Source organism: Pseudoalteromonas sp. 0802 (assembly GCF_013350085.1).
GTDB lineage: Bacteria > Pseudomonadota > Gammaproteobacteria > Enterobacterales > Alteromonadaceae > Pseudoalteromonas.
This window is the reverse complement of record NZ_JABVXE010000013.1, coordinates 1-17,119: the sequence shown is the minus strand read 5'-3', so window position 1 is coordinate 17,119 and position 17,119 is coordinate 1. Positions and strand designations below refer to the sequence as shown.

Here is a 17,119-nt window from a genome sequence, read left to right as displayed (position 1 = left end):
ACTGGTCAGACATGATATAACAACATTTGCTGATTTAGTTTAGGGATCAATTGTTTTGCACATTCACACGCTCGAAGGTTATATTCAAAATATCTATTTAGTTGAATATCCAGATAAATTGATGCTGCTTGATGGGTGTTGCCGTGCTGATGTTGATACTGTATTTGACTATATTACCGAACAACTCAAGCGTCCCATCACTGACTTAAAACTGATTGTTGTCACCCATATGCACCCAGATCATGCCGGTGGAGCGCATGCACTAAGAAAGTTAAGCGGCGGCAAAATAGCGACGTCGAATGCTCCAGGTCAATGGTATAGAGGCATTGATGGTTTCTTAATGCATTTAACCGATATCGCTTTGGCTTGGTGGGTCGCAGGTAGGTTAAATAAAAAACGCCACAACCTTTGGTACAGCCGCCATCTAGATGCAGATTATTACCTTGCTACTGATGCAACCCTACCCGGCTTTGACGATTGGCAAGCACTACATAGCCCAGGTCACACTGACCGAGATATTAGCCTGTATCATATTCCTAGCGAGCGAATTTACATTGCTGATTTACTAGTAAAAGTAAAAGGGCAGCTTGTGCCACCCTTTCCTGTTTTTTACCCAAAGCTGTATTTAAGCTCTTTGTTGATGCTAAAAGCGCTACAACCAAAACGGATTATGTTTGCCCACAGCAACGAAGTAAGTATTGATGACATCGACTTTGAGCAAATTTTAGCGCTGGTCCCCGAAAAACCAATGACGCACTGGCGTTCCGTTAAAGCAAAGGCTCGACAAGCACTTAATTTAAAGCGCTTTTCACAGCCGTGATAAAAGTATCTATATCCTGCTGATCATTATAAATATGAGCAGAGACTCTTAAGCCTAAGTGACGTTCATCAACCGCAATATTCGCTGCAATAAGCGCAGCTTTAACAGCCGCTTGTTGCTCGCCAAAATGCATAATAGCCGTACCAGAGCATTTGTCAGCCTGTATAGGTGAGCGCATATAATCAGCTAATTGATCATGAAACTGAGCGAGCATTGCTAAGTTATGAGCGCGTACTTTCTCAATACCAAGATCAGCAAAGTAATTAATACTATGCGAAGCCAAAATATAAGGTGCAACTGAAGGGGTACCGCCCCAAAAGCGTAACGCGGTTTGATGATAAGCAAAGTGCTTAATATCAAACTCAAACGGATTTTGATGAGAAAACCAGCCAACATCTTGTGGCTGACAAAGTGATAGCTGCTTGCTGTTAACCCATAAATAAGCAGCACCCGGTCCACCACATAGCCATTTAACACTCGAGCCCAACATAAAATCGGCATCAAGCTTAGTTAAGTCGACCTCTAAAATACCCGCAGACTGCGCAACATCTAGTAAGCTCAATGTGTTGTGTTGCTTTGCGATATTGATAATTTCGTTAATAGGCGCTTGCTGACCCGTGTTTGAATAAACATGGCTAATAAAGACTAAATCAATATCATTTTTCGCTAAATATGACTGCCAAATCTGCGCATCAGTTAAATCTTCATGCTTACCAATAAACACGATTTCAGCACTTTCAGGTAGGGCTTTTTGCATCGCAAAACCCATGCTTGGAAAGTCACTTTCTGCCATTAACACTTTGCAATTTTCTTGTTGCAGTCGTGGGTGCGACATCAACAGCTTGGTTAAACCACTCGATAAGTTAACTTGTGGACAAAATAACTCACTTTGCGAGTTAAATAATTTAGCGAGACTACTCGTAAATGCCTCAACACCTTGCAACCACTGTTGCCATGGTTCTTTATTTTCATTTTGCCAAGCAGCAAAAAACTGCTGATGAAAATGCTGCTCAGCAGATTTTAAGGATCGCCCCACAGAGTGGTTGAGCAAATAGCTGCCTTGTGGAATTACAAAATCGTTTTTGTTCATTACTTAATCCACTGTTTTAACTTAGTTAAATCATCAAACCGAGTTCGAATATCGTCCCTTTTTGCTGCCGCACGGCGATCACGTAACTGCTCTAGTGAGTTAAGTAACACATGCAAAGGCGGCCCACTGGCTGTGACTTTATCCATATGTTGTTGCTGCATTTGCTGTGAAGGCTGCGCTATGTATTTACTGACCAACTGATTATGGTGGCCAATGGCTGTATCACCATGCAGTTTACACACTTGAATGAACAGCTTTAAGTTAGTTTGTAACCATTCGCTATCGCGCTCAGCTTCTGCTGCTAAAAAGTCATCCATAATGCTTGTCATACGCATGCTTTCACGCAGGATCTGCTGATCTTCAGGCATCATATACAAGAATTTATCCACCAGCATTTGCGAGTAACTAGGTTCATTAGCAAAACAAAGACCAAGCAGTAAATCAATAACATTAATGCCCGCAAAATCACCAGCATTCGCGCCACGATATACCTCTTTACCTACTCGATACGGCTTGTAATACGGGCGTACACAATAGAAAAAGCGGTCTGTATCGAGCTTGTTGTATAACGTATTGTTCGACTCAATCACATCAAGCAGCGCTTGTTTTGCTACTGCCAGTAAATCAGCCGTGATAGGGTGCGATATCCCTAACGGCTGAATTTTTAATAAAGCATCTGCTGCGCGCTTATACGCTAAAATGCCCTTGGTGTTGTAATCGACAAAGATTTTCTCATCTTCAAGGTCAGTAAAGCGCTTATACAAACCATCAACCGCTTTATTGTGGGTGGTTAAATGCGCCGTTGCAAAACGCGGGGTTACACCAATAGATGCACCGATGTGCATTGCCAACGCAGAGGCTTCAACAAGCGGTGAACTTGTTTCACGAGAAGGCTCAGTGATTTCATGTCGACGGCATGCCGCCATATACAAACCAACATTACCTAATAAGTCAAAGGCATTATCAAAGCCTTCATCGGTATTGCCCTCTGCCAGTAAGGCACGAATATGCTCATTACCTTCTTGCTCTAATTGACGTTTAAGGTGCTCACCGACACCCTCTACATTCGCTTTATCGTCTTGTTGCCAATATAGTTTTTCTAATTCGCTGTTGATCTCAACAAAACGGGTGCGAAGCCAGCTATCAAATGCCTTAGTGTTCTCAGTCACAGGCTCACTCCAAAATAATTATATTGCGATAATGTTAACAGAGTTCAATGAGTGCTAATCGCCAAAATATAGACTAGAATCCATCTAGATTAGTGAAAATCACTCAAATAAAAATGAAATTAGATAAAAAAGACCAACAATTACTTAATGCTTTACAGGATAATGCGAGAACTTCTGTCTCAGAGCTGGCACACTCGGTTAGCCTGTCCGATACCCCTTGCCTACGCCGCATTAAAAAGCTCGAATCAGCAAATGTGATCAGTGGTTACCATGCTGCCATCAATCCTAAAGCCGTTGATTTAAATGTGTCTGTGTATGCCTTTGTTCGCTTAAACCAGAACTCTGTTGCCGCTGCTGAGCAATTTGAACAGCAGGTTGAGAAACTTGACCATGTACTTGAGTGTTCCGTTATTTCAGGCAGTTATGATTACCTGCTGAAGATTGTTGCCGCTGATTTAGAAAGCTATGAAAGCTTTGTGAAACATAAATTAGGTAGTATTGATTGTATTGCCAACATCGAATCGACAGTAGTCTTAAAACAAGCGTTCACTAAGCGTCATTTACCACTCGCTTGACGCAGCTTGCTTGCAAATAAAACACAACTCGATAAGCTAAAAACAGGCTTTAAAAGGATTCTTAAAATATGAAATTCATCAACTTAGTTGCTATCTCTTGGGCCATCAGTGGACTCTTTAGCAGCTCATTAATGGCGCAGCAACAAACCTGCCTTACTCAGCTTGAAGACCAAGAACTGATGATGAAAAGTAAGCGCGAAGGACTATTTAGAGAGCCATTACCACGCACCCATAGCACCTTTAGTTATAATATCGAGCAAGCATTTAGTGACTATTTAACCGCTGCTTACCTGCAAATTAGTAGCGAAAACCCGCGTGCTAGTTTGCCATGCCCTGTTTACACAGACACCTATCAGCAGCTTGTTGCACAAGGCGCTCGACCAGCTAACGCGACTGTTGCCGATTTAATAAGCCCATTTGAACTTAAACAGGCCAATAGCCGTAAAGCAGTGCTCTTGATCCACGGTTTAACCGACTCACCCTTTACCTATCACGACCTTGCACAAGTGTATTATCAACAAGGGTATACGGTACGCACAATTTTACTACCTGGGCATGGTACCGCTCCTGCAGCACTTAGAGACATAGATGCCGATGATTGGCAAAAGGCTAGCGTGTATGCCATTGAGCGCACATTAAAAGACTTTGATCAGGTGATATTAGGGGGCTACTCAACCGGTGCTGCACTGGTTATTGATTACTTAACTCAAGGCCCGGTCGATAATAAAATTACTGCTGCTATGTTGTTTTCACCTGCAAGCGAGCCACACAATAAAAACGGTTGGCTAGCGAAATGGGTCGATGCGATTCCATTTGTAAATTGGATTGATAAAGACGCGGACCTTGATTTTGCCAAGTATGAGTCGTTTCCATTTAGTGCAGCCTCAGCTAGTCACGAAGCAATGAGCCGTATTAGCCTTGATGAACTACGTCATCGCCAACTCCCTAATGTAGCGATATTTAGCACCTTTAGTGATGTTGACACCACAATAGATAACCAAGCGACCTTTAAAATTTTAACTAAGCTACACGACCCAAAAACGCGCAAGAATAACCAGCTTGATCGGCTTGTATACTATGGTGATGACAATAATATCCCAGCCAGCTTTCCAGCTGATTACCAAATAATTCGTGATGACTGCGACACCGATGACTGTAAAAAAATCAAAGGAATGTCACATATTGGTATTGTTAATAAGCCCAGCAACCCTTACTACGGTCGCACAGCATTGTATCGCAATTGCGGCAGCTACTTAGATGACGACACGCTTTATACAGCCTGCAAATACCAAAAAAACGTTGTGATGGGTGAACGAACAGCCGAAAATTTACAAGCGCACAAACCCTTTGCGCGACTCACGTTTAACCCTTATTTCGATAAGCTTGCTATGCATATCAACGGTTTCATCAAAGATATTGAATCGGCTGCACAATGAGTGAGTTTAGTCACCGCTGGTTTAATCGAATATGTGAGATTGATGCCACTCTTTGGCAGTCATTTTTTAATGATACACCCTTTACTGATCACGCTTTTTTAGCTGCTTTAGAACAAACTGGCTGTGTGAGTGAAGAATCGGGTTGGCAACCTATGCACCTAGCAATTTACCAGCAAGAACAGGTCATAGCCTTACTACCCGGGTATCTAAAACACCACTCTTATGGTGAATATGTATTTGACTGGGCTTGGGCTGAAGCCTATCAACAACATGGCTTAGAGTATTACCCCAAATGGCTGTGTGGCGTACCATTCACACCTATTGCTGGGCAAAGAATTTGTATAAATCACGATAACCCCACTGAAGTCTATGCTTACACTCAGCATGTACTCACAGCAACAGCAGCGCAGTTAGGCTGGTCAGGTTGGCATATAAATTTTTGCCACCAGCAACAAGCGACTGCATTAACTAGCGATACCGTAATGCAACGTCATGGCGTGCAGTTTCAGTGGTTTAATGAAGGCTATAATGACTTTGAGGACTTTTTAGCTTCACTCACCGCAAGAAAGCGTAAATCGCTCAAAAAAGAACGCGCTAAAATAGCTGAACAACAGATAACCATAGAATGGCTCGAAGGTGCTGACATCAACAAACAGCATATGCAGAAATTTAGTCATTTTTACCGCCAAACCTATTTGAAGCACTCAGGCCACAATGGTTATTTGAATACCGCCTTTTTTGAGTTATTACAGCAAAGCATGGCCGACAAACTGGTGTTAATGTTCGCTAAGTATCAAGGAGAAGTGATTGCCGCCACACTCAGTTTTAAAGATCAGAACTGTTTATACGGTCGATACTGGGGAACAAATTATGAGCTTGATAGTTTGCACTTTGAGCTTTGCTATTACCAAGGCATTGAATACTGCATTGCCAACAAACTTAAACAGTTCCATTCTGGCGCACAAGGTGAGCATAAAATAAGTCGCGGTTTTAAGCCCGTATCTACCTATTCACTGCATCATATTCAGCACGGTGATTTTGCAGCTGCCATTAGCGATTTTATAACTAGAGAACGCCAACATATGGCGCTCTATAAAGCCCATTGCGAAAGCTTACTGCCTTTTAAACAGCAATAATTGGTTATTCGCTGGCATTTGCACATCTTCAACCAAGGTTAAGCCAGCTTGCTCTGCAAGTTGGCAAATCGCTTCAAAATCACGGATTGCACTATGTGCATCTTGCTGTTTTAAAAACGCATCGAATTCAGCATTACTAGCACTGGTAAACTTACCTTGGTACTTAAATGGTCCATAAATACACAGTTTACCTTTTGGCGCTAAATGCTTTGCTACACCTTGGAAAAAGCGCTCCACCAGTGGCCAGCTAATAATGTGCATTGTATTCGCCGTAAAAATGGCATTCACAGTTTCAACCGGCCAAGGATCATTAAGGTCGAGTGTCAGTGGCGCATGCAAGTTAGTTAATGCAGCTTCTTGATGCCATTGTAAAATCCCCGGGTGATTAACCTCGCGATCACTACAATGCCACTGCAAATGTGCTAAATGCGTTGCAAAATGCACACTATGTTGCCCAGTACCTGAGCCGACTTCTAATACATCCGTCACATCAGAAAAGAACTCTGCTAATACGTTTAAAATAGGTAATTTGTTGTTTTCACAGGCTTGAGAGAAGGGTTTATCCATACAAATTAGTGCACCATGTTTGGTAATTAGTGCACAACAGTAAAGCAAAAATAAATAATAAAGTCGCGGTGAATTTATTAGTTAAAAATATAAAACTATAATTTTCAACAAGTTAAATTTATTGATCAATATTGGTACAGCTTATGCTATTTCTTAAGTGAGTTAACCAATAGGAGCAATATTATGTATATCTCACCCTACACCGCTGTAGATGCAGCACTTGCAGCCAGCGAACGTGCTGAAAGCGAAAAAGCCGCCTTAACAAGTTGTGACGACAGAGCAACCGTGATCGATCTTCTTTCTCAATGTAACAAAGAAAATGTACAGGCGCCGAAAAAACATGAAACAGACCAGATTTTTATTCTCGGCTACAATTAATCACACACAGTTAATCCATTCAGTCTTAGCTTCATTATATAAGACTTGCACTAAAACCGATTAACTGTAATGATAACAATTATCATTACAGTTAATCGGTTTTCTATGCACTCTCACAATGCTATGCTCCATTATCAGCGGCAAATGAAATGTGTTTGCCAAAGACCTGGGCTACATGCCCCTGCACTTGTTGCTAACTATGTTGAAGCGGGTTTAAACATTTCACGCTATTACGAAAAGCATCACAACTTTATTTTGCAAGAGCTGTATCTAAGACGCACCTTTCATGAACTACTTGAAAAAATGTGTGATTCATTAGTGCATAATGCAATTCGTAAACAATGTTTAGCTCAGCTTTATAAACCGCAACTTGCGCTAAAGCGTTACTACAAAACTCATAACTGTATTGAAAAGTATTTCAGTTTGGAGCGAGAAGCGTGCCTTCTCAGCCAAGAATTTAACCCGATTTAGGAGTGTTTATGAGCCAATTTAGAACCGAATCAGATAGCATGGGTGAGCTACAAGTCCCTGCGAATGCTTTGTATCAAGCTCAAACGCAACGCGCTATCAACAATTTTCAAATTAGTGGCTTAGCCATGCCTAAGCAATTTATCACCGCCCTCGCCTACATTAAGCAAGCTGCCGCGCAAAGTAATGCTGCTTTAGGCCATTTGAGCCAAGGTAAAGCCAAAGCCATTGAGCAAGCATGCCAAGAGGTCATCGATGGTAAGCATTTTTCAGAGTTTCCTGTTGATGTATTTCAGACAGGCTCTGGCACTAGCTCAAATATGAATGCCAATGAAGTCATTGCAACGCTGGCGAGCCAATTTGCAGGGGAAACCGTTCACCCCAACGATGATGTAAACATGGGACAAAGCTCAAATGATGTGATCCCCACTGCGATTGCTGTAAGTAGCGCTATTAACATCATTTATGAGCTGTTTCCTAAACTCGATAAACTCAGTCAAAGCCTACAAAACAAACAAGCCGAAGTGGGCCATATTGTTAAAACCGGTCGCACTCATTTAATGGATGCAATGCCTGTTAGCTTTGTACAAACACTGGCTGCATGGCAGTTACAAGTGGATCATGCAATGGCTGGTATTCGCCAAGCTCTTGAGCGAGTTTGTGAACTTGCACAAGGTGGCACAGCGGTTGGTACCGGCATTAATGCCGACCCAGCGTTTGCCGGTGAGTTTTGCCAACACTTGAGTGAGAATGTAGGTATTCGCTTTAGCCCAAGCAAAAACTTCTTTTATAACATCGGTTCACAAGACGCCATTGTTGCGCTGTCAGGTCAGCTAAAGGTACTTGCTGTAGCACAAATGAAAATAGCCAATGACTTACGCTGGATGAACTCAGGCCCTCTTGCAGGGCTTGGAGAAATTGAGCTTGAGGCTTTACAACCGGGCTCATCAATTATGCCGGGTAAAGTAAACCCTGTGATCCCTGAAGCGGCCGCCATGGTCAGCGCACAAGTCATTGGCAATGACGCGACCATTACAGTGGCTGGTCAAGCGGGTAACTTTGAGCTCAATGTAATGCTGCCTGTGATTGCCTTAAACATTTTGCAAAGTATCGAACTGTTAGCAAATAGCAGTGAAGCACTGGCAGATAAAGCGATTGCCAGCTTTAAAGTAAACCAAAGCAATGTTGATAAAGCGCTCGCTAAAAACCCAATTCTGGTTACTGCACTTAATCCGGTGATCGGCTATAGCAAAGCCGCAAAAATTGCCAAATTAGCTTATCAAGAAGGTCGTCCTATTATTGATGTTGCTGCTGAGCATACGGATATTTCGCGCGAAGAACTGAGCGAGTTACTGAACCCTGCCAAACTAACCCAAGGTGGTTTGTAATACCTATTTATTGCAGATAGGTGTAAAACTTTTATCTTACTGTAGCTCTGTGAATACAGAGCTACTTACTGAAAGCTAACGTTTTTATTGCTCCACTTTGAGCAATGTGTATGATAGTGAGTACTTATTCAACGATTTTTAGGTATGTTATGCGCTATCCACTATTGGCAATTTTATTTCCTGTGTTATTAACTGCGTGCTCGGACGCTGCAACTAATGAGCAAGCCGAATCAACGGCAACCAGCAATAAACTTGTCGAGGCACCAAAAGCCGTTGAAATAAAAAACGCTGAGGAAGTGACCAAAGCAGCCCCAGATAAAGCCACTATTAGCTCTGCCCATGAGCAACTTAAACAATTAATCGATGATCCAAGCTGTGACAACAGCAGCCAATGTAAAGTATTACCTGTTGGTAGTCGTGCTTGTGGCGGCCCAAGTAGCTTCATTGTTTATTCAACCAAAACAGCTGACACGGCTGAGGTTGAAAAACTTGCAAAAGATATCACCGCCCTTGAAAAGCAATTTAACGCAGCAAACGACATGATGAGTATTTGTCAGCATCTAACCGCACCGGGTGCGCAGTGTTCTGAGAATACTTGTGTTAGAATCGAAGGCTCTGCGGCAAGTGTATACTAAGGAATAAGCAATAATGGTTCGTTCATCGACTTTCAAGAAACTTTTCATCACCACAACTGTGTTAGCAAGCATTGCTTTAAGCGGTTGCGAAACAACAACGTCGGGTAGTTCTGCGCGCGTTGATCTAGGTGATTTAAACGATCAGCTGAACGATATCGTTAGCAATAATAGCTGTACTGCGAGTTTTCAATGTAAGGTGTTAGAAGTTGGTGAGCGGGCATGTGGTGGCCCAAGTCGCTATGTGGTTTATTCAACATTAAACAACACACAAGAGCAAGCAGAGCAACTTGCAGAGCGAATTACAGCGGCTGAGAAGTCATCTGATCAAGCATTAACTGTTAACGATTGCTCACCAGTTCTGCCTGTACAATCTCTGTGTATTTCACAGCAGTGCCAAGCAATCGAGATTAAGTAAACAATACAATAAGGCCGGATACTATCACCACGCTGATGATACAAATCCCGGCCTTATATATGTATTTAACCTGCATTGTATTATGCACCCAGTAAGCATAAATGTAGCGAACAAAGTAACTTGCTGCAGTACCAAATAATGCAAAAATAACTAAATACGCAAGTAAAATAATATCCACAGTCATGCCACTTCTTTAAAACATCTAGTCTCAGTGTAAGGGCTTAAAGAAGTAAAGGCAAAACCTTAGCTTTTTTTACTGTGTTCAATGAGTAATTCAGCCACGCGCTGCTTCACAGCACGCTTATCATCGGCTGCAACACCAAAGCGCTCAGCCAATAAAGCAATCTCTTCATCATTTAAGTTAAACGATAAACGCTGTCTGGTTTTTTTCGACTTAACGTCGAGCTCCAAAATCTTACGGATCATATCTGATGGCGTAAGCTCTTGGTCAATGGCTTGCTTCTTAATTGATTTTTGCACTTCAGAGCTTAAATCAAACGCCATTTGCGTGGCTCTAACGGCTTGCTCCTGACGCTGCCATTTGGCTTTTGCATCACTCACTTGGCATCCCCAGGAAATAAGTCAACAATATCGCTAATTGGTCTGGTTAACGTAAGTGATACCTCTGTTTCACCGCCTTCCCAAATCTCAATATTTAAACTATGCGATTCATCATCTGAGCTTAAACAGATCATTTCACACGGTTCACCGCCTTCATCTTCATAACGAGGTAAAGGCTTATTACGGTAGTCCTTATTATGGAAATAACACACATAAGGCGCTTCTGATTGCTTGTAGCTCGATGCTAAAAAGTGACTAAAACGCTCCGGACTATTTTGCACGTTAATTGCCGTTAATTCGTCTTCATCAAAAATACGAGCGAACTCATCAAGGGTAAAAATCTCATCAACATCGTCGCGTTGGATTTTGATCGCAAAATTTGCCCATTGCTCACCGTCATCTGATTCAATTTGCAAAAACACCACTTGGCCAGATTCGCTTTCGAGTACCAACTCATACTCTGCACTACGTTGATACTGATACGTTTGCACATCAATAACACGCAGTGTCTGTCCTTTTAACCAGCTTGGGTAAGCAAACGAATCAATCACCGTCAGCATATCACCAACGAGTAATTGGCTTGGATCAGTAAGCTGACGCTCTGGTGCTTTTTTAGATTTGAAAAAGTTAAACATTGGCTGACTCCTTATTGAAGCAAAAAAGGTAACCCAGTGCGTGGGTTACCTTTTGTCTTTGTGTTAACTGATTAGCTATTTTGTTTTGCTTTAATACGCGCCAGAATATCCGCGCTTTTCGGGTTGGTATCACCAATACCCGCTTCAGCCATTTTCGCTTTTAAATCATCGCCATTAGTATCAGCTTCTAATTGCTTAGCCGCACCTAACTGGTCTTGGCGGTCTTGCTGACGCTGCTTAATACGCTCTAGAGACTCACGTGCTGATGTCATTGATGAGCTATTAGTATTTAGCGTGCTATTAACAGCCATTGTTGCTTGCTGCACACTCTCTGTCGTTTTAACCATCGTTAATTGACGTTGGTTTTCTTTAATCGACTTTTCAGCATCTTTGACTTGCTGCTTTAGTTGCACAATGTGGTTACTAAAACCAGCTAACACTTCTTCGTGCTCTGCTTTCTCAGCTTCAAAATCACCGATTTTTTCTGCGATTTCTAATGCTAGCGCTTCATTGCCTTTTTCAAGTGCTTGACCTGCATACGCTTCATGTTCTGCAATTGATGCATCTAGTGCGCTAATTTTACGCTTCGTTTGCATCTCTTTTGCCATTACTTCAGTCAGGCTTTTTTTAGCGCGTTGTAGGGCATTTTGTGCATCAGCAATTTCTTGTTCAAAGATACGGATACCGTTTGCATCAACAATTGCTTGTCCTGCTTCACGAGCGCCACCACGTACAGCTGTAAATAGTTTCTTTAAAATACTCATAATCTTAACTCCAGAAATTGCTAATTAATCGTTTAAATAAATAGTCACGGCTTCAAGTGCATCAATCGCATTGTCTGCCAGTGTTACCAACTCATGGGTAATATCATCAAACGATGAATTAACCGATAACGCGCCAAAAATAGCGTATTTATCATCAATTTTTGCAAATGCGCTTAATGGGATTGGTACATTTAAACGTAGTAACGTTTCGTTTAACTCATTACGCATATCTGCTTGTACTTCGTTTTCAGCAAACAGGTAGCTAATACACAGTAATTGCTCTTCTGTTTGAGTAACAAAGATAGGTAACTCATCATTCCCATCGACGATAACTTGTAACACATCTTGCTCACCTTCGTTGGCAATCAAGAAAGACTCAAAGCTCACACCTTCTGTTTCAAAAGAAGCCAGTTTGATTGATAGTTCATTTAATTCCATGTCTCACCTTTTTACGTTTTGACATATTATGTCTGAGTTAAGATTTGCATAGCCGACATATTATGTCAACTATAAAATATCAATTTTTGTACAATTCGGTTTCAACTTGCCACGCTTGGCGGTAATAATCATATAAGGTTCCTGAACCTAATCTATTGACTTCAATCGTGTTTACTTGTTCAAAAAAATGATTCGGAAACACAAAAGAAGCCAATAAATATTCTTTGCTTACCCAACGAGATGGCACCGGTAATTCGTTAGTTTCGCGAATTCGCTGACTTGCTGATTTGCCAGCGGTGGTCGCGATAGTCCAACCCCATTGACCAAACGAAGGAATATTTTGTTGGTATTGCTCAACATAACCAAAGCCAGCAGCTTTCATTGTTTTAGCAATACTTAAAAATGCTTTCTTCGCATGATAAGGCGATGTTGATTGCACAGCCACAGCCCCATCAGGTGCCAACAACTGACGCACATGATTATAAAAATAATCACTGTACATCTTATTAAGATCAGGATGATTAGGGTCTGGTAGGTCAATTAAAATAGTGTCAAAGCGCTCGCCTTTTGCCAGCATTGCTTCGACTTCTAAAAAGGCATCTGCAATGCGAATATCAGCCCGGGGATCGCTCATAGAATGTTTATTTAGCGCTGTTAAACGTGTTCTGATTTTCTCTGGCGCATCATAGTCGCCAACATCATTACCAAATAAGTTTAACAGCTGACCATCTAAGTCAACCAGAGTGACATGCTCTACTGGCCACTTCAGAACATCACGTAATGCAAGCCCGTCACCGCCACCGATGATCAACACGCGGTCATGGCGATTTGAGGCCAACATAGCAGGATAGACAAGCATTGAATGATAAATTTGCTCATCCACACTTGAGAATTGTAAACGGCCATTGAGGTAAAGATCGGTAATCGCATTGGGCTGATTGCGGCTCAAACGCTCAGTTAAAACTAGGTGCTGATACTTAGTTGCTTGCGAGTAGATAACTTTATCTTTGTATAAAACATTGCTTAGGTTTTTCATCCAGCTGGTGCCAAGCACGAGCACAAACGCAAAAAACACCAACAACAGCACATGGCAAACTAGCAGTAGCTTAGCGAAGCGAACATGTTGATGATAGCGCCATAAAAACACGAGACCAGCAATAATATTAAACAACGCCGTCCAAGCTGCTGCTTGCATAATTGGCATAGCAAGCATAATGCTCACCCAAATAGCAGCACCGACACCGGCACCGATATAATCCGCCCCGTAAATAGTTCCCGCATTATTTTCTAAAAAGCGGCCATAAACTTGCTGGCGAATACGCGCAATCAGCGGGATCTCCATACCGATCAATAGCCCGAGTAACAGACCAAACACATAGGGTAAGAAACGTGACCACTCTTGTAGCTTTTCAAATACATAGCCATTAAGTACGGTATCTGCAGGCAAGTTAAAAATTTCGGAGAAGATATGCGGCAATGAATAACTGACAGCGATAACACTCGCTATCGCTAAAATACAGCCCATGCCGACCAAAGCAATTATGCTCTCTAGCCACGCGAAAGCAGTAAATGCATCTTTAAACCAACGTGCTAAAAATGCACCGATACCCATAGCGACAATCATGGTGCCGATCATGGCATAAATGGCACTCTCGACCGAGCCTAAGACACGACCTGCATAATGAGATAGCAGGTATTCATAAATTAGGCCGCACCCAGCGAGTACGGCCATAACAGTTATTAATAGGAAATCATGCCCAAGTAGATTGGCTCTACTTGGGGCGCTTGTTGTAGTAGACACTTAATTAGGCACCTAACAAGGTTGCCATAGTCGAGCCAATCGCAAATGAGATTGCTGCAGAGATAGCTGCTACACCCACGTTCTTCTGGCGGTTCACTTCATCTGAAATATCACAACCAGATAGGATGATTTTGATAGTCACTAAGTGCAGTAAAATGAAAGCAACTAAACTCACTGCAGCACTTAATGCCCAGTAACCTAAACTAGCAACAATGTTGTCAGCCGCATAAGGAGCAATACCTGATGCAGCAGTTAATGCCAATGCACTACCCACTAAAAAGCCAGCGTAACGAATACCTACTGCTAAGTTACCGTCAATAACCGCTTGCTGTAAGCAATCACCACTGCGATTAGTACGCTTGAATAACTGCACTCTATATTGACTGATCAGTAGCATCGCAATGCTGCCAATGGCAAAAGCTGCGATCACAATTGGAATACCATGCCAGCCTTCAGTCGCCACCCAAAATAAAGCTGAGCGAATAACAATAGCCACACTCACCACATGGCCAAAATCAATGAGTGCAGCAGTCGCATTACCTTTTACGATTTCGTCATGCAGGCTCACTTTACGAAGCGCTACCTTGTCTTGGAAGAAGTGACCTAGCTTGATAAGCACAATCGCCATCACACCATAACCTAGCATTTGTAATGCTTCTTGTTGTAAAGTCGGTGCAAATGAGCCGCTGCTCACGCCACTTAGAACAATAGCCAGTGCCACAAGTCCTGCCGCAAAGCTAATACCAAAAGCAAAATTGTCACGCTCAGTTATTTCATCATTAGCGTGTAAGTTAGATACCCAGCCTTTGATAAATTTTAGGCTGACAAATAAAGCGATAATGATTGCAAAGTCGATTGCTAAAGCTTGCAACGACCAAGTTGTTATTCCATTAAATTCATACATGTGTTGTAACTCCGGTGGTTATTCTTTTCACTACTTACCGCGGCTAATGCCACGTGATGTTCTGCTCGAGCTGTTGCGTAATGACCCAGAGCTTTTACTGTAACTACTGCTAGAAGCATAGCTACTGCGTGTGCGTGGCGGCGTATAGCTGCTACGGCTTAATCCAGATGCACCACTGCGCTTAGTGGCATACGGACTAGTGAATTGTTTACCTTGGCGTTGATAAGACTGACGAGTACGTGTCTCTACCGTTTGTTGTGCTTTAATCTGGTTTGGGCTCGAATAACGGTAACGGCCATAGTCATTGTAATAGCTGTACTTTCTGTGACGGCTCCAGCGACCATACTCAACTCGGTCGAATACATCGCCTAACATACGATACATCCCGTACCAAACCCAAAAGCTGGTACCGCTGCTATTCGTTTGCCATTGCCCATAGTTAGGATTACCAACTAACTGGTTACCAACACTTTCACCTTCAGCGGCCTCACTAATTGCGCCAACCCGTGCTAGTGACCCCTGCGACATATCAGCAAGCATATTGATAGGATCGGTAAGCGCATCTTGAAATAAAGATGGCTTGGCAGCATCACGAATAAGATCAAGTTGATGAAGAGTATCTTCATATGGTGGTATTAGATACGTAGACTTAACATCAGCTAAGCGTTGTGTAAGACCTGAATAAATAGCCCCTTCACGAGTCGCATCAAGACTAATTACACGGGCGATCTCAGAAAGTTGCGGTTGCTGCTCAGCAAGCACCTTGCCGTATTGTTTAAGTATCGTCGCATTACGCAAAGAGCCATTATCAAGCGCTGTACCGAGTTGATTTAATTCAACTTCAGCTTTTTCTATGGATTGTTGTATTGTTTGTTTCAGCTGCTCTTCTTTCGACTCACAGCCCATAAGCAAGCTTACCAAACAAAACAGGCTGATAAGTTTCCAAGCTTTTATTTGAGACATTCATGTCACCTGATTGTGGTTTAAAAACGGAAATAGTTTTACATAGCTCAGGTACTAAACCAAGATTAAAATTGCAACAAAGGGTAAATTGGGTGGTAGGTTGGGTAGAGCGAAGTGAAACCCAACATAAGTTAGCGAGAGTAAAGTTAGAAAGGGGAAAGTTTAAAGGTCTGGCGTAGGTTGGGTAGATCGCAGCGGAACCCAACACAGAGCTATCAGCTTTCAGCCGTCAGCGATCAGCCGCGCGGTGGAGGTGTTTGGTGCTGCGTCTTCCTCAGCTGGAGGTTCTAGGCAAAGTGTACTTGTAGGTACGGCTTTAGCCGTAAATGTGTTTGTTCTGGTCTGAATTCGGCACTGAAGTGCCTCTTACGGAGGTTGTTGCTGAGGGTGACTCAGTTACCTAACAACCAAACAGTTCAACTTTACCTTTGCTAACTAGCAACTCGCTAACTTGTTGGGTTTCGCTGCGCTCTACCCAACCTACCTAGAGAATGAACAGGGTGAGCTTAGAATGACTCTGTACTAAACAACCACACAGTTCAACTTTACCCTTGCTAACTAGCAACTCGCTAACTCGTTGGGTTTCGCTTCGCTCTACCCAACCTACCTCAAGAATAAATAGGGCACGTTGTGTGGATAGCTCAAAACGCAAAAAAGCCCGACTCTTTCGAATCGGGCTTCTCTTATTTGGAGCCTGGCGATGACCTACTTTCACATAGCAGCTGCTACACTATCATCGGCGCTGTTTCGTTTCACTACTGAGTTCGGCATGGGGTCAGGTGGGTCCAAAACGCTATTGTCACCAAGCAAATTTGGTTTGTTAATCGCCTTGGCAATTAACTAAAATCTGGAATTCTGATATCAAGTAAATGTCTACTTTAGTGTCTTAACTTCTGTTCGTTACGCTGTCATAAAACGCGTTTGGCGTTGTATGGTTAAGCCTCACGGGTAATTAGTACAGGTTAGCTTAATGGCT

General features: G+C 42.4%; 20 protein-coding genes and 1 rRNA gene. 9 read left to right on the top strand and 12 right to left on the bottom strand.

Annotation, left to right across the window (positions count from 1 at the left end; translation table 11 throughout):
- The first annotated feature begins 55 nt into the window (after positions 1–55).
- Entirely contained in the window at positions 56–820 is a 765-nt protein-coding gene (locus HUS61_RS16045; RefSeq protein WP_175083133.1) for an MBL fold metallo-hydrolase, read from the top strand.
- On the opposite strand, the gene HUS61_RS16040 is transcribed toward HUS61_RS16045, so the two are convergent.
- Complete coding sequence (locus HUS61_RS16040) at positions 792–1,910, bottom strand: aminotransferase class V-fold PLP-dependent enzyme (RefSeq protein WP_175083132.1); 1,119 nt, start codon at positions 1,908–1,910, stop codon at positions 792–794. The two genes, HUS61_RS16045 and HUS61_RS16040, sit on opposite strands and share 29 nt — an antisense overlap.
- Positions 1,910–3,079: a monodechloroaminopyrrolnitrin synthase PrnB family protein gene (locus HUS61_RS16035; RefSeq protein WP_135923124.1), complete on the bottom strand. Its 1,170-nt coding sequence runs from the start codon at positions 3,077–3,079 to the stop codon at positions 1,910–1,912. Before HUS61_RS16035 ends, HUS61_RS16040 begins: the two co-directional genes overlap by 1 nt.
- Positions 3,080–3,192: 113 nt before the next feature.
- Between HUS61_RS16035 and HUS61_RS16030 the strand changes: the two genes are divergently transcribed.
- From HUS61_RS16030 to HUS61_RS16020, 3 genes are all read left to right on the top strand, one after another.
- Positions 3,193–3,654 carry an Lrp/AsnC family transcriptional regulator gene (locus tag HUS61_RS16030; protein WP_062566269.1) on the top strand — a complete coding sequence of 154 codons (462 nt, stop codon included), beginning with the start codon at positions 3,193–3,195 and terminating at the stop codon, positions 3,652–3,654.
- Between the two features lie 68 nt (positions 3,655–3,722).
- The gene (locus HUS61_RS16025; RefSeq protein ID WP_175083131.1) at positions 3,723–5,090 is read left to right on the top strand and encodes a carboxylesterase; all 1,368 of its coding nucleotides are present in this window, start codon (positions 3,723–3,725) and stop codon (positions 5,088–5,090) included.
- A complete protein-coding gene (locus tag HUS61_RS16020; protein ID WP_175083130.1) occupies positions 5,087–6,226 on the top strand; it encodes a GNAT family N-acetyltransferase in 1,140 nt (379 codons plus the stop codon). The genes HUS61_RS16025 and HUS61_RS16020 overlap by 4 nt, the downstream gene beginning before the upstream one ends.
- Here the strand turns inward: HUS61_RS16020 and HUS61_RS16015 are convergent.
- Entirely contained in the window at positions 6,203–6,793 is a 591-nt protein-coding gene (locus tag HUS61_RS16015) for a DUF938 domain-containing protein (protein ID WP_175083129.1), read from the bottom strand. The two genes, HUS61_RS16020 and HUS61_RS16015, sit on opposite strands and share 24 nt — an antisense overlap.
- 183 nt (positions 6,794–6,976) lie before the next feature.
- On the opposite strand from HUS61_RS16015, the gene HUS61_RS16010 reads away from it, so the two are divergent.
- The 5 genes from HUS61_RS16010 (at position 6,977) to HUS61_RS15990 (ending at position 10,077) form a co-directional block, all read left to right on the top strand.
- Positions 6,977–7,171, top strand: a complete 195-nt coding sequence (locus HUS61_RS16010; RefSeq protein WP_054554610.1) for a hypothetical protein — start codon at positions 6,977–6,979, stop codon at positions 7,169–7,171.
- Between the two features lie 144 nt (positions 7,172–7,315).
- Positions 7,316–7,642, top strand: a complete 327-nt coding sequence (locus HUS61_RS16005) for a hypothetical protein (RefSeq protein ID WP_175080668.1) — start codon at positions 7,316–7,318, stop codon at positions 7,640–7,642.
- An 8-nt stretch (positions 7,643–7,650) separates the two neighbouring features.
- Positions 7,651–9,027, top strand: coding sequence for a lyase family protein (locus HUS61_RS16000; RefSeq protein ID WP_175083128.1), 1,377 nt, complete (start codon positions 7,651–7,653; stop codon positions 9,025–9,027).
- A 149-nt stretch (positions 9,028–9,176) separates the two neighbouring features.
- Positions 9,177–9,662, top strand: a complete 486-nt coding sequence (locus HUS61_RS15995; protein ID WP_054554607.1) for a hypothetical protein — start codon at positions 9,177–9,179, stop codon at positions 9,660–9,662.
- A 13-nt stretch (positions 9,663–9,675) separates the two neighbouring features.
- Entirely contained in the window at positions 9,676–10,077 is a 402-nt protein-coding gene (locus tag HUS61_RS15990; protein ID WP_058585357.1) for a hypothetical protein, read from the top strand.
- Here HUS61_RS15990 and HUS61_RS21705 read toward each other — a convergent pair.
- The 9 genes from HUS61_RS21705 to rrf form a co-directional block, all read right to left on the bottom strand.
- The gene (locus tag HUS61_RS21705) at positions 10,070–10,255 is read right to left on the bottom strand and encodes a hypothetical protein (protein WP_251603672.1); all 186 of its coding nucleotides are present in this window, start codon (positions 10,253–10,255) and stop codon (positions 10,070–10,072) included. The genes HUS61_RS15990 and HUS61_RS21705 overlap by 8 nt on opposite strands.
- Positions 10,256–10,320: 65 nt before the next feature.
- Positions 10,321–10,638, bottom strand: a complete 318-nt coding sequence (locus tag HUS61_RS15985; protein WP_054554605.1) for a hypothetical protein — start codon at positions 10,636–10,638, stop codon at positions 10,321–10,323.
- Complete coding sequence (locus tag HUS61_RS15980; RefSeq protein WP_055199258.1) at positions 10,635–11,273, bottom strand: hypothetical protein; 639 nt, start codon at positions 11,271–11,273, stop codon at positions 10,635–10,637. Before HUS61_RS15980 ends, HUS61_RS15985 begins: the two co-directional genes overlap by 4 nt.
- A 71-nt stretch (positions 11,274–11,344) precedes the next feature.
- Positions 11,345–12,037, bottom strand: coding sequence for a PspA/IM30 family protein (locus HUS61_RS15975; RefSeq protein WP_054563727.1), 693 nt, complete (start codon positions 12,035–12,037; stop codon positions 11,345–11,347).
- Between the two features lie 24 nt (positions 12,038–12,061).
- Positions 12,062–12,475 carry a YjfI family protein gene (locus HUS61_RS15970; protein ID WP_054563728.1) on the bottom strand — a complete coding sequence of 138 codons (414 nt, stop codon included), beginning with the start codon at positions 12,473–12,475 and terminating at the stop codon, positions 12,062–12,064.
- Between the two features lie 79 nt (positions 12,476–12,554).
- Complete coding sequence (locus HUS61_RS15965; RefSeq protein ID WP_371319681.1) at positions 12,555–14,207, bottom strand: polyamine aminopropyltransferase; 1,653 nt, start codon at positions 14,205–14,207, stop codon at positions 12,555–12,557.
- Positions 14,208–14,280: 73 nt separating this feature from the next.
- On the bottom strand, positions 14,281–15,180 hold the full coding sequence (locus HUS61_RS15960) for a DUF350 domain-containing protein (protein WP_062566277.1): 900 nt from the start codon (positions 15,178–15,180) through the stop codon (positions 14,281–14,283).
- A 30-nt stretch (positions 15,181–15,210) separates the two neighbouring features.
- Positions 15,211–16,143, bottom strand: a complete 933-nt coding sequence (locus HUS61_RS15955; protein ID WP_175083126.1) for a CHAD domain-containing protein — start codon at positions 16,141–16,143, stop codon at positions 15,211–15,213.
- A gap of 692 nt (positions 16,144–16,835) precedes the next feature.
- A 5S ribosomal RNA gene (gene rrf / locus HUS61_RS15950) occupies positions 16,836–16,950 on the bottom strand.
- Between the last annotated feature and the right edge of the window lie 169 nt (positions 16,951–17,119).

Coding starts and splice junctions, on each gene's coding strand:
- HUS61_RS15955 (WP_175083126.1), bottom strand. CDS start 16,143: ATGTCTCAAATAAAAGCTTGGAAACTTATCAGCCTGTTTTGTTTGGTA.
- HUS61_RS16020 (WP_175083130.1), top strand. CDS start 5,087: ATGAGTGAGTTTAGTCACCGCTGGTTTAATCGAATATGTGAGATTGAT.
- HUS61_RS16030 (WP_062566269.1), top strand. CDS start 3,193: ATGAAATTAGATAAAAAAGACCAACAATTACTTAATGCTTTACAGGAT.
- HUS61_RS16000 (WP_175083128.1), top strand. CDS start 7,651: ATGAGCCAATTTAGAACCGAATCAGATAGCATGGGTGAGCTACAAGTC.
- HUS61_RS15975 (WP_054563727.1), bottom strand. CDS start 12,037: ATGAGTATTTTAAAGAAACTATTTACAGCTGTACGTGGTGGCGCTCGT.
- HUS61_RS15990 (WP_058585357.1), top strand. CDS start 9,676: ATGGTTCGTTCATCGACTTTCAAGAAACTTTTCATCACCACAACTGTG.
- HUS61_RS15980 (WP_055199258.1), bottom strand. CDS start 11,273: ATGTTTAACTTTTTCAAATCTAAAAAAGCACCAGAGCGTCAGCTTACT.
- HUS61_RS16005 (WP_175080668.1), top strand. CDS start 7,316: ATGAAATGTGTTTGCCAAAGACCTGGGCTACATGCCCCTGCACTTGTT.
- HUS61_RS16040 (WP_175083132.1), bottom strand. CDS start 1,910: ATGAACAAAAACGATTTTGTAATTCCACAAGGCAGCTATTTGCTCAAC.
- HUS61_RS15960 (WP_062566277.1), bottom strand. CDS start 15,180: ATGTATGAATTTAATGGAATAACAACTTGGTCGTTGCAAGCTTTAGCA.
- HUS61_RS15970 (WP_054563728.1), bottom strand. CDS start 12,475: ATGGAATTAAATGAACTATCAATCAAACTGGCTTCTTTTGAAACAGAA.
- HUS61_RS16025 (WP_175083131.1), top strand. CDS start 3,723: ATGAAATTCATCAACTTAGTTGCTATCTCTTGGGCCATCAGTGGACTC.
- HUS61_RS16010 (WP_054554610.1), top strand. CDS start 6,977: ATGTATATCTCACCCTACACCGCTGTAGATGCAGCACTTGCAGCCAGC.
- HUS61_RS15995 (WP_054554607.1), top strand. CDS start 9,177: ATGCGCTATCCACTATTGGCAATTTTATTTCCTGTGTTATTAACTGCG.
- HUS61_RS15965 (WP_371319681.1), bottom strand. CDS start 14,207: ATGGCCGTACTCGCTGGGTGCGGCCTAATTTATGAATACCTGCTATCT.
- HUS61_RS16015 (WP_175083129.1), bottom strand. CDS start 6,793: ATGGATAAACCCTTCTCTCAAGCCTGTGAAAACAACAAATTACCTATT.